This window comes from Acidovorax sp. A1169 (genome assembly GCF_030704685.1).
Taxonomy (GTDB): domain Bacteria; phylum Pseudomonadota; class Gammaproteobacteria; order Burkholderiales; family Burkholderiaceae_C; genus Acidovorax.
The window spans coordinates 350,871-364,127 of the sequence record NZ_JAUZDX010000001.1 but is presented as its reverse complement, the minus strand read 5'-3'; the positions used below and the strand labels follow the sequence as shown (position 1 = coordinate 364,127).

At 68.5% G+C, this 13,257-nt stretch carries 12 protein-coding genes; 8 read left to right on the top strand and 4 right to left on the bottom strand.

The window, feature by feature from the left end:
* Positions 1-140: 140 nt before the first annotated feature.
* From QYL93_RS01680 to nadC, 3 genes are read right to left on the bottom strand one after another with little or no spacing between them, the layout of a single operon-like run.
* The gene (locus QYL93_RS01680) at positions 141-1,931 is read right to left on the bottom strand and encodes a chorismate-binding protein (protein ID WP_305742023.1); all 1,791 of its coding nucleotides are present in this window, start codon (positions 1,929-1,931) and stop codon (positions 141-143) included.
* Between the two features lie 48 nt (positions 1,932-1,979).
* Positions 1,980-3,119 (bottom strand): quinolinate synthase NadA, encoded by a 1,140-nt coding sequence (gene nadA / locus QYL93_RS01675; protein ID WP_305742022.1) that lies wholly within the window; start codon positions 3,117-3,119, stop codon positions 1,980-1,982.
* Positions 3,116-3,985: a carboxylating nicotinate-nucleotide diphosphorylase gene (gene nadC, locus QYL93_RS01670; protein WP_305742021.1), complete on the bottom strand. Its 870-nt coding sequence runs from the start codon at positions 3,983-3,985 to the stop codon at positions 3,116-3,118. The genes nadA and nadC overlap by 4 nt, the downstream gene beginning before the upstream one ends.
* Before the next feature lie 98 nt (positions 3,986-4,083).
* On the opposite strand from nadC, the gene panB reads away from it, so the two are divergent.
* From panB to pth, 3 genes are all read left to right on the top strand, one after another.
* Positions 4,084-4,962, top strand: a complete 879-nt coding sequence (gene panB, locus QYL93_RS01665) for a 3-methyl-2-oxobutanoate hydroxymethyltransferase (RefSeq protein ID WP_305742020.1) — start codon at positions 4,084-4,086, stop codon at positions 4,960-4,962.
* A gap of 54 nt (positions 4,963-5,016) precedes the next feature.
* On the top strand, positions 5,017-5,859 hold the full coding sequence (panC, locus tag QYL93_RS01660) for a pantoate--beta-alanine ligase (protein ID WP_305742019.1): 843 nt from the start codon (positions 5,017-5,019) through the stop codon (positions 5,857-5,859).
* Between the two features lie 832 nt (positions 5,860-6,691).
* The gene (gene pth / locus QYL93_RS01655) at positions 6,692-7,354 is read left to right on the top strand and encodes an aminoacyl-tRNA hydrolase (RefSeq protein ID WP_305742018.1); all 663 of its coding nucleotides are present in this window, start codon (positions 6,692-6,694) and stop codon (positions 7,352-7,354) included.
* Positions 7,355-7,360: 6 nt separating this feature from the next.
* On the opposite strand, the gene QYL93_RS01650 is transcribed toward pth, so the two are convergent.
* Positions 7,361-7,618: a YfhL family 4Fe-4S dicluster ferredoxin gene (locus QYL93_RS01650; protein ID WP_305742017.1), complete on the bottom strand. Its 258-nt coding sequence runs from the start codon at positions 7,616-7,618 to the stop codon at positions 7,361-7,363.
* A 230-nt stretch (positions 7,619-7,848) separates the two neighbouring features.
* On the opposite strand from QYL93_RS01650, the gene QYL93_RS01645 reads away from it, so the two are divergent.
* From QYL93_RS01645 to QYL93_RS01625, 5 genes are all read left to right on the top strand, one after another.
* The gene (locus QYL93_RS01645; protein ID WP_305742016.1) at positions 7,849-8,811 is read left to right on the top strand and encodes an ABC transporter permease; all 963 of its coding nucleotides are present in this window, start codon (positions 7,849-7,851) and stop codon (positions 8,809-8,811) included.
* Between the two features lie 17 nt (positions 8,812-8,828).
* Positions 8,829-9,713: an ABC transporter permease gene (locus QYL93_RS01640; RefSeq protein ID WP_305742015.1), complete on the top strand. Its 885-nt coding sequence runs from the start codon at positions 8,829-8,831 to the stop codon at positions 9,711-9,713.
* 15 nt (positions 9,714-9,728) lie between these two features.
* Positions 9,729-10,769, top strand: coding sequence for an ABC transporter ATP-binding protein (locus QYL93_RS01635; protein ID WP_305742014.1), 1,041 nt, complete (start codon positions 9,729-9,731; stop codon positions 10,767-10,769).
* The gene (locus QYL93_RS01630; RefSeq protein ID WP_305742013.1) at positions 10,766-11,644 is read left to right on the top strand and encodes an ATP-binding cassette domain-containing protein; all 879 of its coding nucleotides are present in this window, start codon (positions 10,766-10,768) and stop codon (positions 11,642-11,644) included. The genes QYL93_RS01635 and QYL93_RS01630 overlap by 4 nt, the downstream gene beginning before the upstream one ends.
* 95 nt (positions 11,645-11,739) lie before the next feature.
* Positions 11,740-13,230, top strand: a complete 1,491-nt coding sequence (locus tag QYL93_RS01625) for an ABC transporter substrate-binding protein (protein ID WP_305742012.1) — start codon at positions 11,740-11,742, stop codon at positions 13,228-13,230.
* The last annotated feature ends 27 nt before the right edge of the window (positions 13,231-13,257 follow it).

Sequence of the window (13,257 nt, the reverse complement as noted above, 5' to 3'; positions counted from 1 at the left end):
TCCTGGGGTAAACCCTTGCATGCCACTGCGGGAAATAAGCATGCATAGCGACCCCCTCGCAGCCTGGTGTATACGCACAGGCAAACGCCCGAGCGCGAAGGCGAGTTCGCAGTGCACGCAGGCGCGTGCAGCCCTGCGGCTCAGGCCATCAATTCCGCGGCCAGCCAGCCGCGCAGGCTGTTGATGAAGGCCCAGCCATCGACACGCGGCAGGTCGTCGAGCCGCACCACGGCCTCTGCCACGCGGCCCTGCCGCAGGGCCACCGCACGCCCCACGCCAGGCAGCAGGCCGCAGGCCAGCGGCGGCGTGACCCAGCGGCCATCGAGCCGCAGCGCCAGGTTGCCGAAGGTGCCCTCGGTGACCTCGCCGGCACGGTTCCACAGCACCGTATCGAACACGCCGGGCGCGGTGGGCGCAAAGGCCGCGTAGTGCGCGCGGCGCGTGGTCTTGTGGCGCACGAATTCACTGTCGGCCTCGTCGAAGGCCCGGCCGGCGAGCTGCAGGCAGACGGGCACCTGCGTGGGCTGCAGCACGAAGGCCTCGGCGCGGGGTGCGCCCCGGCTGTCCAGCAGCAGGCGCACGCGCCATGCACCACTGGCGTGCTGCGCGGCCAGCGCCTGCAGGCGGGCATGAACGCGATCGGCGTCCCACCCATAGCCGAAGTGCCCAGCGGCCACGGCCATGCGCGCCAAGTGCTCGCGCAGGTGGCGGAACTGCCCACCCTCGAGTGCCAGGGTTTCGAGCAGGTCGAACGCTGCGCTGGCGCGCTCCACGAAGGCGCGCTTGTGGCGCCATTCATGCCATTCGGCCTCTGCCTCGGCGCCCGAGGTGATGCCGCTGCCGATGCCGCAGGTGGCCTGCACCATGCCATCGCGCGCCTGCAGCACCACGGTGCGGATGGGCACGTTGAAGGTCGCGGCCACGCCACCCTGGCCCGGTGGCCCGTGCGGGCGCACGACGCCCAAGGCGCCGCAGTACACGCCGCGCGGCGCGGGCTCCAGATCGCGGATCAGCTGCATGGCACGCACCTTGGGCGCGCCCGTGACCGAGCCGCAGGGGAACAGCGCCGCGAACACATCGGTCAGCGTGGTGCCCACCCGGGTGCGGGCCTGCACGTCGGACGTCATCTGCCACACGGTGGGCAGGGCCTGGGTGTGGAACAGCCGGGGCACGCGCACGCTGTGCGGCTGGGCAATGCGCGAGAGGTCGTTGCGCAGCAGGTCCACGACCATCACGTTCTCGGCCCGCTCCTTGGGCGCCGTGCGCAGGTGCTCGGCCTGGGCGGCATCGGCCGCGGGCGTGGCGCCGCGCGGGGCCGTGCCCTTCATCGGGCGCGCAACGATGTCGCCGCCCGCCGCATCGGTGGTCCAGTCGAAGAACAGCTCGGGCGAGACCGACAGCACCTGGGTGTCGCCCGCGTCGATGTGCGCGCAGTAGCCCTCGGGCTGGGTGCGGTGCAGTGCCTCGAACAGCGCCTGGGCGCTGCCCTGCGCACGGCCCTGCAGGGGTGCGGTGTAGTTGACCTGGTAGACCTCGCCATCGGCGATGGCCTGGTGGATGCGGGCCAGCGAGGCATCGAAGTCGGCACGCGGCAGGCCATCGGCCCATGTCACTTCGGCGCTTGCGTCGGGCTGTGGTCCATCCGGCCAGGGCAGGGCTTCATCGTGCACCGAAAACCATGCCAACGGGCCCTGCGCCGTGTGGGTCTGCAGGGCGGCGTCAAAGGCCGCCGCAGCCTCGTAGCGTACATAGCCCACGCACCACGCCCCGCCCTGTGCGGCGGCGTGCACCGCATCGAGCACGCCGCGCACCTCGTGCAGCGCATGGGCCACCAGCACCTCGCGCGGCGGGCCGAAAGCGTGGCGCAGGCGCGGTGTGCCGGGCTCCTGCGGCTGGGTGAAATCGATGCGCGAATGGACAGTTGTGGTCACAGGAAGGAATCTCGCCACCCGGTTCTGCGGGCAGCCGTGTCTGCAGGTTCAGGCAGCGCCCAGGTGCGGCACCAGCCCTGCGGCGGGCTGCCCGCGCTTGAGCGCCGCCGTGAAGGCCAGCATGCGGTCGATGGGCTGGCGGGCGCGCGGGATCAGCGTCGGGTCCACTTGCACCGCATTGGCACCCGTTTCCAGCACGCGCGCCACGTCGGCCAGGCCGTTCATCGCCATCCAGGGGCAGTGCGCGCAGCTCTTGCAGGTGGCGCTGTTGCCGGCGGTGGGGGCTTCGTAAAAGGTCTTGCCGGGGTTGAGGGTGCGCAGCTTGTGCATCATGCCGTTGTCGGTGGCGACGATGAATTCGCGCGCATTCATCTCGCGCGCGGCCTTGAGGATGGCCGAGGTCGAGCCCACGGCATCGGCCAGCGCCACCACATCGGCGGGGCTTTCGGGGTGCACCAGCACCTTGGCCCCGGGGTGCTCGCGCTTGAGCGCTTCGAGTTCGAACGCCTTGAACTCGTCGTGCACGATGCAGGCGCCGTTCCAGAACAGCATGTCGGCGCCGGTCTCGCGCTGGATGTAGGCGCCCAGGTGGCGGTCGGGCGCCCACAGAATCTTGTGGCCCGCCGCCTTGAGCGCGCCGACGATTTCGAGCGCACAGCTCGACGTGACGAGCCAGTCGGCCCGCGCCTTCACGGCCGCACTGGTGTTGGCATACACCACCACGGTGCGGTCTGGGTGGGCGTCGCAGAAGGCGCTGAACTCGTCGACCGGACAACCCAGATCGAGCGAGCAGGTGGCGTCGAGGTCGGGCATGAGCACGGTCTTCTCGGGCGAGAGGATCTTCGCCGTCTCGCCCATGAAGCGCACGCCCGAGACCACCAGGGTCTGCGCCGCATGGTCGCGGCCAAAGCGCGCCATCTCCAGCGAATCGCTGACCAGGCCGCCGGTTTCCTCGGCCAGGTCCTGCAGGTCGGGGTGCACGTAGTAGTGCGAGACCATGACCGCGTTCTTCTCCTGGAGCAGGCGGCGGATGCGGTCCTTGAGCGCTGCGCGCTCGGCCTGCGAGGGCTCGGGTGGCACACGGGCCCATGCATGTTTCGTGGAGCAGACGGCGCCGCCGGCTTCCAGCACCGTGAGCGGCTGGTCGTATTCGACGTCGATGCGGTTCAGCATGGCCGTGTTGCTCATGACAGTTCCTGCAGCCGCATCGAGAAGTCGGTGGCCTTCACGTCCTTGGTCAGCGTGCCGATGGAGATGCGGTCCACGCCGGTCTCGGCCAATTCGCGCAGGCCATCGAGCGTGACGCCGCCCGAGATTTCGAGGATGGCGCGGCCGGCGTTGATGCGCACGGCCTCGCGCAGCGTGGGCAAGGGCATGTTGTCGAGCAGCACCATGGTGGCGCCTGCGTCGAGCGCCTCGGTCAGTTGTGCGAGCGTCTCAACCTCGATCTCGATGAAGGCGGCCTGCGCAGCCACCTGCTGCGCGGCGCGCAGCACGGCCGTGACGCCACCGGCGGCGGCGATGTGGTTTTCCTTGATCAGCACGGCATCGTGCAGGCCGATGCGGTGGTTGGTGCCACCGCCCACGCGCACGGCGTACTTCTGCGCCAGGCGCAGGCCCGGCAGGGTCTTGCGCGTGTCCACGATGCGCGCGCGCGTGCCGGCGACCACGTCGGCATAGGTGGCCGTCTTGGTGGCCACGGCCGACAGCAGCTGCAAAAAGTTGAGCGCCGTGCGCTCGGCGCTGAGTAGCGCACGCGCGCTGCCCTCGATCTCCAGCACCACCTGGTCGGGCGCGCAGCGCTGGCCTTCGGCCACCTGCCAGGTGAGCTGCACCTCCGGGTCCAGGGCACGCAGGGCGGCCTCCACCCAGGGCGTGCCGCAGATCACGGCGGCCTCGCGCGCCAGGATGCGCGCGCGGGCGCGGCGTGCGGGGTCGATCAGGCCGGCGGTCAGGTCACCGCTGCCCACGTCTTCTGCCAGGGCGCGGGCCACGTCGGCACGGGCCAGGGCGGCCACGTCGGCACTTTTTTCATCGTCGCTGGGATGGGTCATGGGGCGCGAGCATAGCGGCTTCTGGGAACGGGTTTTGGGACACCGCTGTCCCGGCTGCATACCCCCTACACTCGCGCAATTTTGTCCAGGGGAGCCCCATGACCGATCCAACGCCTTCCGCCACGCCCTACGGCACGCTGCCACCGGCCTCGCCGCTGCCCCAGCGCCGCCCCATGAGCCTGCCGCGCCTGGCGCAGATGCGGGGTGCGGGCGAGAAGATATGCATGCTCACGGCCTACGACGCCACCTTTGCAGCCGTCGCCGATGCCGCGGGCGTGGAGTGCATCCTCGTCGGCGATTCGCTGGGCATGGTCTGCCAGGGCCTGCCCAGCACCGTGGGCGTAACGCTGGATAGCATGGCCTACCACACGGCCAGCGTGGCGCGCGGCCTGCAGCGCGTGCAGGGTACGGCCTGGCTGGTGGCCGACCTGCCCTACGGCACGTATGCCGAAAGCCACGAGCAGGCGCTGCGCAGTGCCTGCGTGCTGATGCAGGCGGGCGCGCACATGGTCAAGCTCGAAGGCGGCGGCTGGACCGCGCCCACGGTGGATTTCCTGGTGCAGCGCGGCGTGCCGGTGTGCGCCCACCTGGGGCTGACGCCGCAGACGGTGCACGCCCTGGGCGGCTACCGCGTGCAGGGCCGCAGCGACGATGCCGCCCGCACGCTGCGCAAGCATGCGCACGAACTGCAGGACGCAGGCGCCGCCATGCTGGTGTTGGAGATGGTGCCCGCCGTGCTGGCCGCCGACCTCACCGGGGAACTGGCGCACTGCCACACCATCGGCATCGGCGCGGGCAACGGCACGGCCGGCCAGGTGCTGGTGTTGCACGACATGCTGGGAATGAACCTGGGCAAGAACCCGAAGTTCGTCCACAACTTCATGCAGGACGCCGGCAGCGTGCGCGGCGCCATCGAGGCCTATGTGCTGGCCGTCAAAGAGGGCCGCTTTCCCGACAACGCCCTGCACGCCTGGTAAGACCGGCCGTGCGCGCTTTTCTCCCTTCTCTTTTTTCTTTCTTGCTGTTTCGCCATGCTGATTGCCCACACCATCGACGACCTGCGCCAGGCCCTGGCCCCCTACCGCCGCCCGGCCTTCGTGCCCACCATGGGCAACCTGCACGACGGCCACATCGCGCTGGTCGAACAGGCGCTGCCCCTGGGCGACGTCACGGTGGCCAGCATCTTCGTGAACCGCCTGCAGTTCTTGCCGCACGAGGATTTCGACAGCTACCCGCGCACCTGGGAGGCCGACTGCGCCCGCTTGCAGGCCGCCGGCTGCAACCTGCTCTTCGCCCCGCGCGAGGGGGACCTCTACCCGCAGGCGCAGACCTTCAAGGTGCACCCCGACGCGGCCCTGGCCGACATGCTGGAAGGGCACTTTCGCCCCGGCTTCTTCACGGGCGTGGCCACGGTGGTGATGAAGCTGTTCGCCTGCGTGCTCGGCCAGAGCGGCGGCACGGCGGTGTTCGGCAAGAAGGACTACCAGCAGTTGATGGTGATCCGCCAGATGGTGCGCCAGTTCGCCCTGCCCATCACCGTGGTGGCCGGTGAAACCCGGCGCGCGCCCGACGGCCTGGCCCTGAGTTCGCGCAATGGCTACCTCAGCCTGCAGGAGCGGCAGGAGGCGGTGGCCTTGTCGCAGGCCTTGCGCCAATTGGCGCAGCGCTGGGGGCAGCATGCCGGCGCGGGTGTCGAACTGGAGCAGCAGGCGATGGATGGGTTGCGGGCGCGGGGGTGGCAGCCGGACTATCTGACGGTGCGGCGGCGGGTGGATCTGGGGGTGGCTTCGGCTGCGGATGGGGTGGGGGAGTTGGTGGTGCTGGGGGCTGCGAGGCTGGGGGGTACAAGGTTGATTGATAACTGGGAGTTTTGATTTGGTTTCGTTTGGGCAGCATGCCTGGTTGAAGGGCGGAGGCCGGGGTGTGCGCCCGGCGGCGCAGTAACTTTCTCTTGCGTCGCCAAGAGAAAGTCACCAAAGAGAAGGCGACCCCCAGTCTGCGTCCCCCATCGCCCGGTGGGCGATGGGGGCAACCTGCGATGCTCGGTCCTGGGGTGGTGCCGCAGAACTCGCTGCGTTCTTCGAACTTCGCTCAAACAGCTGCGGCAAGTCAGATGACGAAGCGTGTGTGTCCTTCGGCACACACGCCCACCCCAGCCCCTGCGCTTCTCGGCGCAGCCAGCAGGGGTGGGGAGCGGGGTCCAAACGGCTGCTGCTTCGCAGCTGCGCCTGGGGTCGGGGACGCGCGCCGTGCGCGCTGCCGACGGCCTGGGCGCGATCTCCCTGCCCAGGCCAAGCGCAGCGAGGCAGTTGGGGCCGAGCGAAGCAATGGCCCGAGTGGAGCCCGCTCCCACCCCCTTTTGACCGTGCCGAGAAGCGCAGGGCCTGGGGTGAGCGCGTGCCGAAGGACACGCGCATCGTGAACTGACTCACCGCGGTTGTTTAAGCGGAGTTCGCCCGCAGGGGCGAACGCAGCGAGTTCCGCGGTGCACCCCAGGCCCGAGCATCGCAGGCTGCCCCACTCGCCGCCAGGCGAGTGGGGCCACGGGCAGCGGGGTCGCCTTTCTTTGGGGTACCTTTCTTTGGCGACTCAAAGAAAGGTACATCGGCCGCCGGGCCGAGACCCGGCCTCCGCCCTCGACAAAAGCACGCGCCAACCATCGACAACAGCAGCGACACACAAGCAAGCCACCGATAATCCCCACCCATGATCAAGCTGTTTGTAGGCCTGGGCAACCCAGGCCCCGATTACGAAGCCACCCGCCACAACGCCGGCTTCTGGTGGATTGACGCCCTCGCGCGCGAATTGAAGGTGAATCTGGTCCCGGAACGCTCCTACCACGGCCTGGCCGCCCGGGCCACTGTGCACGGCCAGAGCGTGTGGCTGCTGCAGCCCCAGACCTTCATGAACCTGTCTGGCAAATCCGTGGCCTCGCTCGCGCGTTTCTTCAAGATCGCGCCCGAGGAAGTTCTGGTGGTGCACGACGAACTGGATATTCCCCCGGGCCAGGTCAAGCTCAAGCGCGGCGGCAGCCATGCGGGGCACAACGGGCTGCGCGACATCCATGCGCAACTGGGCTCGCCCGACTACTGGCGCCTGCGCATCGGCATCGGCCACCCGGGCGTGAAGTCGGAAGTGGCCAACTGGGTGCTCAAGAAGCCTTCGCCCGACCAGCGCACGCTGATCGAGGACAGCATCCTCCACTCGCTCAAGGCCTACCCGGCGATGCTGGCCGGCGAGATGGACAAGGCCACGCTGCTGATCCACACCGTCAAGCCGCCGCGCCCCAAGCCGCCCCGCCCGCCAGAGCTGGGCGCTGCGGCTGCCACACCACCGGCTGCCGCGAAGCAGCCCGACGCAGCCAGCTGACAGATATCAGTTCTGGGCGGGGGCCTGCAACCGCTGGAACTTCTGCCACAGCGTCTCGCGGGTCTCCACGTACTGCGGATTCACGGGGATGCAGGCCACGGGACAGACCTGCACGCACTGAGGCTCGTCGAAATGCCCCACGCACTCGGTACATTTGCGCGGATCAATCTCGTAGATCTCCTGGCCCAGGTAGATCGCGTCGTTGGGGCATTCGGGCTCACAGACGTCGCAGTTGATGCACTCGTCGGTGATCATCAGCGCCATGGCACGCCTCCCTGCACACGGGGTGCGGTCGATACAAGGGGAGACAGTGGGCGCTTCATGGTGCACATTATCGTGGGTCCGGGCATGTACCTTGCGAGCCACACCACAACACAACACCGTCGGCGGGGTGTTTTTGCCGTTATGCTGTGTATACACATTAATTGTGACGCCAGGGAATTCCCAACCCAGGGCGCCACACACAACCACCACTACCCACACGACACCCCACCATGGGACTGTTCTTCCTCAAGCGGTTCATCACCCTCCTGACCACGCTGATCGGCGCCTCCATCGTCGTCTTCCTGGTGCTGGAGATCCTGCCCGGCAATGCGGCACAGATGCTCATGGGCCCAGACGCCTCGCCCGAGGCCGTCGCCGCGCTGGCCACCAAGCTCGGGCTGGACCAGCCGGCCATGCAGCGCTACTGGGAGTGGGTCAGCGGCCTGGTGGTGGGCGACATGGGCAACAGCTACGCCTACAGCACGCCGGTGCTGGAACTGGTGCTCGAGCGCCTGGCCCTCACCGTGCCGCTGGCGCTGATGGCCATGGTGATCACCACGGTGCTGGCGCTCATCGCGGGCGTGTACGCCGCCTCGCGCCACAACAAGGTGGGCGACGTGGGCGTGATGGGCCTGGCGCAGATCGGCATCGCCATCCCCAATTTCTGGTTCGCCATCCTGCTGATCCTGCTGTTCTCGGTCAAGCTGCAGTGGTTCTCGGCCGGGGGCTTCCCGGGCTGGACGGAAGACGCCGGCGGCAGCCCGCTCGAAGCCCTCAAGGCGCTGCTGCTGCCCGCCATTGCGCTGGCAGTGGTGCAGGCGGCCATCCTGGCGCGCATCACGCGCTCGGCCGTGCTCGAGGTGCTGCGCGAGGACTTCGTGCGCACGGCGCGCGCCAAGGGTCTGTCGCAGCGCGCGGCGCTCTGGGGCCACGTGCTGCGCAATGCCATGATCCCGGTGATCACCGTGATGGGGCTGCAGTTCGCCAACCTGCTGGCCGGCACCATCGTGGTCGAGAACGTGTTCTACCTGCCAGGCCTGGGCCGGCTGATCTTCCAGTCCATCTCCAACCGCGACCTGATCGTGGTGCGCAACTGCGTGATGCTGCTGGCGGCCATGGTGGTCATCGTGAACTTTGTGGTGGACATCCTCTACGCAGTGATCGACCCGCGCGTCAAAGCCAGCGATATCTGAACGACACCCCAAACCCCATGAGCGCCGTTCCCTCCACTCCTTCGATCCGGCCCGCCGGCACGCCACCGCCCGGCTGGTGGCACCGCGCGCTGCGCCACCGCAGCTTCGTCATCGGCGCCGTGCTGTCGCTGATGCTGCTCGTCGCCGCCGGGCTCTCCCTGGTCTGGACCCCCTGGTCCCCCTACGAGATGGACCTGCCCGGCAAGCTGCAGGCCCCCACCCTGGCGCACTGGCTGGGCACCGATGCCTTCGGGCGCGACGTGGCTTCGCTGCTGCTGGTGGGCGCGCGCAACTCCATCCTGGTGGGCGTTATCGCGGTCGGCATCGGCCTGTCCATCGGTACGGCACTGGGCCTGCTGGCCGCCGCCAAGCGCGGCTGGGTGGAAGAACTCATCATGCGGCTGGCGGACTTCACCTTCGCCTTCCCGGCCATCCTCTCGGCGATCATGATGACGGCGGTGTTCGGTGCGGGCATCGTCAACTCCATCATCGCCATCGGCATCTTCAACATACCGACCTTCGCGCGCGTCACGCGCGCCTCGGCCAATGCCGTGTGGTCGCGCGAATACATTCTGGCTGCGCGCGCCTGTGGCAAGGGGAGCTGGCGCATCACACTCGAACACGTGCTGCCCAATATTTTGTCGGTGCTGATCGTGCAGGCCACGATCCAGTTCGCCATCGCCATCCTGGCCGAGGCGGCGCTGTCCTACCTGGGCCTGGGCACGCAGCCGCCCCAGCCCTCGTGGGGCCGCATGCTCAGCGAGGCGCAGACGCTGATGTTCCAGGCGCCGCTGCTGGCCGTGTGGCCGGGTCTGGCCATCGCCTTCGCCGTGTTGGGCCTGAACCTGCTGGGCGACGGCCTGCGCGACCTGCTGGACCCGCGCCTCTCACGCAAACGATGAAGACGACCTTCTGCCATGCCCTTGCTTGAAGTCTCCAACCTGCAGATCCGCCTGCAGACCCACCGGGGCCCCGCCGACGCCGTGCGCGGCGTAAGCTTTGCCCTGGAGCGCGGCGAAACCCTGGGCCTGATCGGTGAATCGGGCTGCGGCAAATCCATCACCGCCATGTCTCTCATGGGCCTGCTGCCCGACAGCGCCCAGGTCTGCGGCAGCATCCGCTTCGATGGCGAGGAACTCGTGGGCCGCACCGACGCGCAGATGTGCCGCATGCGCGGCAACCGCATCGGAATGGTGTTCCAGGAGCCCATGACGGCCCTGAACCCCGTGCACAGCATCGGCCGCCAGGTGGCCGAGCCGCTGCGTCTGCACCGTGGCATGGGCGCGGCCGACGCGCGCAGGGAGGCCATCTCCCTGCTCGACCGCGTCGGCATCCCCAACGCCGCGCAGCGCTTCGACGCCTACCCGCACCAGTTCTCGGGCGGGCAGCGCCAGCGCATCACCATCGCCATGGCCCTGGCCTGCGGGCCCGATCTGCTGATCGCCGACGAGCCCACCACCGCGCTGGACGTGACCATCCAGCAACAGATCCTGGACCTCATCAGCGACCTGGTGGCCGAGCGCAACATGGCCCTGATCCTGATCTCGCACGACCTCGGGGTGATCTCGCAGAACGTGGACCGCATGATGGTGATGTACGGCGGCAGCGTGGTCGAGAGCGGCTCCACCGCCTCGGTGTTCTCGGCCATGGCCCACCCCTACACGCGCGGCCTGTTCGCCGCCCGCCCACACCTGGGCGCGGTGCATGCGCCGGGCCAGCGCCCGCGCCTGTCCACCATTGCCGGCACCGTGCCCGAGCTGGTGGACCTGCCCGCCGGCTGCCCCTTTGCCGGCCGCTGCAGCTACACCGTGGACGCCTGCCACCACGAGCGCCCTGCGGCCACCCTGGTGGCCACCGATGCCGATGGGGACCACGAGGTGCGCTGCCTGCGCCGCGACGCCATCGCCCAGGCGCTGAGCGCGCAGCAGGCGGTCGAAGTCGTGGAGGTGGCCGCATGAGCAGCAAGCAGCCCCAGGCTCAGGCCAGCGCCGATGCCGCCCTGCTCCAGGTCACGGACCTGGTGCGCGAATACACCCTGCCTCGCGAGCACCTCTTCAAGCCGCCGGGCAAGGTGCATGCCGTCAACGGCGTGAGTTTTTCCATCGCCTCGGGCCGCAGCCTGGGCATCGTGGGCGAATCGGGCTCGGGCAAATCGACCCTGGCGCGCACGGTGATGGCGCTCGATGCGCCCACCGCCGGCACGGTGCACCTTCTCGGGCGCAACCTGCACGCGCTGGCGCCGGCCGAGCTGCGCCAGGCGCGGCGCGACTTTCAGATGGTGTTCCAGGACCCCTATGGCTCGCTCGACCCGCGCCAGACGGTGGAGCGCATCGTCACCGAGCCGCTGCAGGCCCAGGGCGAGACCAGCCGCGCCGAGCAGCGCGAGCAGGCCGGCCAGGTGCTCGCGCAGGTGGGCCTGCGCACCAACGACCTGGGCAAGTACCCGCACGAATTCTCTGGCGGCCAGCGCCAGCGCATTGCCATCGCGCGCGCCCTGATCACGCGCCCGCGCCTCATCGTGGCCGACGAGCCGGTGAGCGCGCTCGACGTCTCGGTGCAGGCCCAGGTGCTCAACCTGATGCAGGACCTGCAGCAGCAGTTCGGCATCACCTACATGCTCATCAGCCACGACCTGGCGGTGGTCAACCACCTGTGTGACGAAGTGGTGGTGCTCTACCAGGGGCGCATTGTCGAGCGCGGATCGCCGGCCGAGCTGTTTCGCAACGCGCAGCACCCCTATACCCGCTCGCTGGTGGGCGCGGTGCCCCAGGTGCAGCCCGGTCGCGCGCGTGCCCGACGCGCCGCTGCGGCCGCAGCCGCGAAAACCGCATAACCACAAGCACCCCCAATGGTGTACAAAGCTTCCGTGCTCCCCGGTAACAAATTGCACCGGGGTCTTCGTCAGTTTTTTGTCTGGAGAGTCCGAACATGCTGAACCGCCGTACCGTTCTTGCCACTGGCGCCATCGCCACCGTTCCCCTCGCCACCCCGTTCGGCGCCCTCGCCCAGGGCCGCAAGGACGCCGTGGTGCTGGCCATGACGCTGGAGCCGCCAGGACTGGACCCGACGGCCGGCGCCGCCTCGGCCATCGCCGAGATCGTGCAGTACAACATCTTCGAGACGCTCACCAAGATCAATGCCGACGGCAGCGTCTCGCCGCTGCTGGCCGAGAGCTGGGAAGTCTCGCCCGACCTCAAGACCTACACCTTCAAGCTGCGCCGCGGCGTCACCTTCCAGAACGGCGAGCCCTTCAACGCCGCCGCCGTGAAGTTCTCCTACGACCGCGCTGGCGGCGAGAAAAGCACCAACAAGGACAAGCGCACCTTCGCCAACCTCACCACGCAGGTGGTGGACGACTACACCGTGGTGTTGCTCAACAAGGACATCGACCCCGACCTGCTGTTCATCCTGGGCCAGGCCACGTCCATCATTGTCGAGCCCAAGAGCGCCGAGAGCAATGCCACCAAGCCCGTGGGCACCGGCCCCTACCAGCTGAACGCATGGAACAAGGGCTCCTCCGTCGTGCTGGCCGCCTGGGCCGGTTTCCGCGCCCCGGCCAGCATCAAGATCAAGCGCGCCACGTTCCGCTTCATCTCCGATCCGGCCGCCCAGGTCGCCGCACTGCTGGCAGGCGATGTGGATGCCTTCCCGCGCGTCACACCCCGCAGCGTGAGCCAGTTCAAGGCCAACCCGCGCTTCCAGGTGGTGGTCAGCGGCTCGCGCGCCAAGACTATCCTGGCCATCAACAACGGCAAGAAGCCGCTGGATGACGTGCGCGTGCGCCGCGCCATCGCTGCTGCCGTGGACCGAAAGGCCGTGATCGAGGGCGCAGCCGACGGCTATGGCGCGCCCATTGGCAGCCACTACGTGCCCGGCGCCTTCGGCTACGTGGACACCACGGGCGTGAACCCTTTCGACGTGGAAAAGGCCAAGAAGCTGCTGGCCGAGGCCGGTGTGAAGACGCCGCTGGAGTTGACCATGACGCTGCCCCCCACGCCTTACGCGCGCCAGGGCGGCGAGGTGATTGCAGCCCAGTTGGCCAAGATCGGCATCGTCGCCAAGCTGCAGAACGTGGAATGGGCGCAGTGGCTCAGCGGCACCTACGGCAGCAAGAACTACGACCTGACCATCATCTCGCACGTGGAGCCGTTCGATCTGGGCAATTTCGCCAAGCCCGACTACTACTGGGCCTACAACTCGCCCAAGTTCAACGAGATCTTCAACCAGATCAAGAACGCCGCCCGCCCGGCCGACCGCTCGCGCCTGCTCGGCGACGCGCAGCGCCTGCTGGCGCAGGACTCCGTGCACGCCTTCCTGTACTCGAACCAGTGGATCACGGTGGCCAACAAGAACCTCAAGGGCCTGTGGAAAGACATGCCGGTGTTCGTGAACGACATCTCGTCGCTGTCCTGGTCCTGAGAGACCGTAAGATGGTTCCCCGGCGGC

Bases quoted from the DNA above. Each gene is read 5' to 3' on its own strand.
- QYL93_RS01630 (WP_305742013.1), top strand. From the start codon at position 10,766: ATGAGCAGCAAGCAGCCCCAGGCTCAGGCCAGCGCCGATGCCGCCCTG.
- panB (WP_305742020.1), top strand. From the start codon at position 4,084: ATGACCGATCCAACGCCTTCCGCCACGCCCTACGGCACGCTGCCACCG.
- nadA (WP_305742022.1), bottom strand. From the start codon at position 3,119: ATGAGCAACACGGCCATGCTGAACCGCATCGACGTCGAATACGACCAG.
- QYL93_RS01625 (WP_305742012.1), top strand. From the start codon at position 11,740: ATGCTGAACCGCCGTACCGTTCTTGCCACTGGCGCCATCGCCACCGTT.
- pth (WP_305742018.1), top strand. From the start codon at position 6,692: ATGATCAAGCTGTTTGTAGGCCTGGGCAACCCAGGCCCCGATTACGAA.
- QYL93_RS01640 (WP_305742015.1), top strand. From the start codon at position 8,829: ATGAGCGCCGTTCCCTCCACTCCTTCGATCCGGCCCGCCGGCACGCCA.
- QYL93_RS01635 (WP_305742014.1), top strand. From the start codon at position 9,729: ATGCCCTTGCTTGAAGTCTCCAACCTGCAGATCCGCCTGCAGACCCAC.
- QYL93_RS01650 (WP_305742017.1), bottom strand. From the start codon at position 7,618: ATGGCGCTGATGATCACCGACGAGTGCATCAACTGCGACGTCTGTGAG.
- panC (WP_305742019.1), top strand. From the start codon at position 5,017: ATGCTGATTGCCCACACCATCGACGACCTGCGCCAGGCCCTGGCCCCC.
- QYL93_RS01645 (WP_305742016.1), top strand. From the start codon at position 7,849: ATGGGACTGTTCTTCCTCAAGCGGTTCATCACCCTCCTGACCACGCTG.
- nadC (WP_305742021.1), bottom strand. From the start codon at position 3,985: ATGACCCATCCCAGCGACGATGAAAAAAGTGCCGACGTGGCCGCCCTG.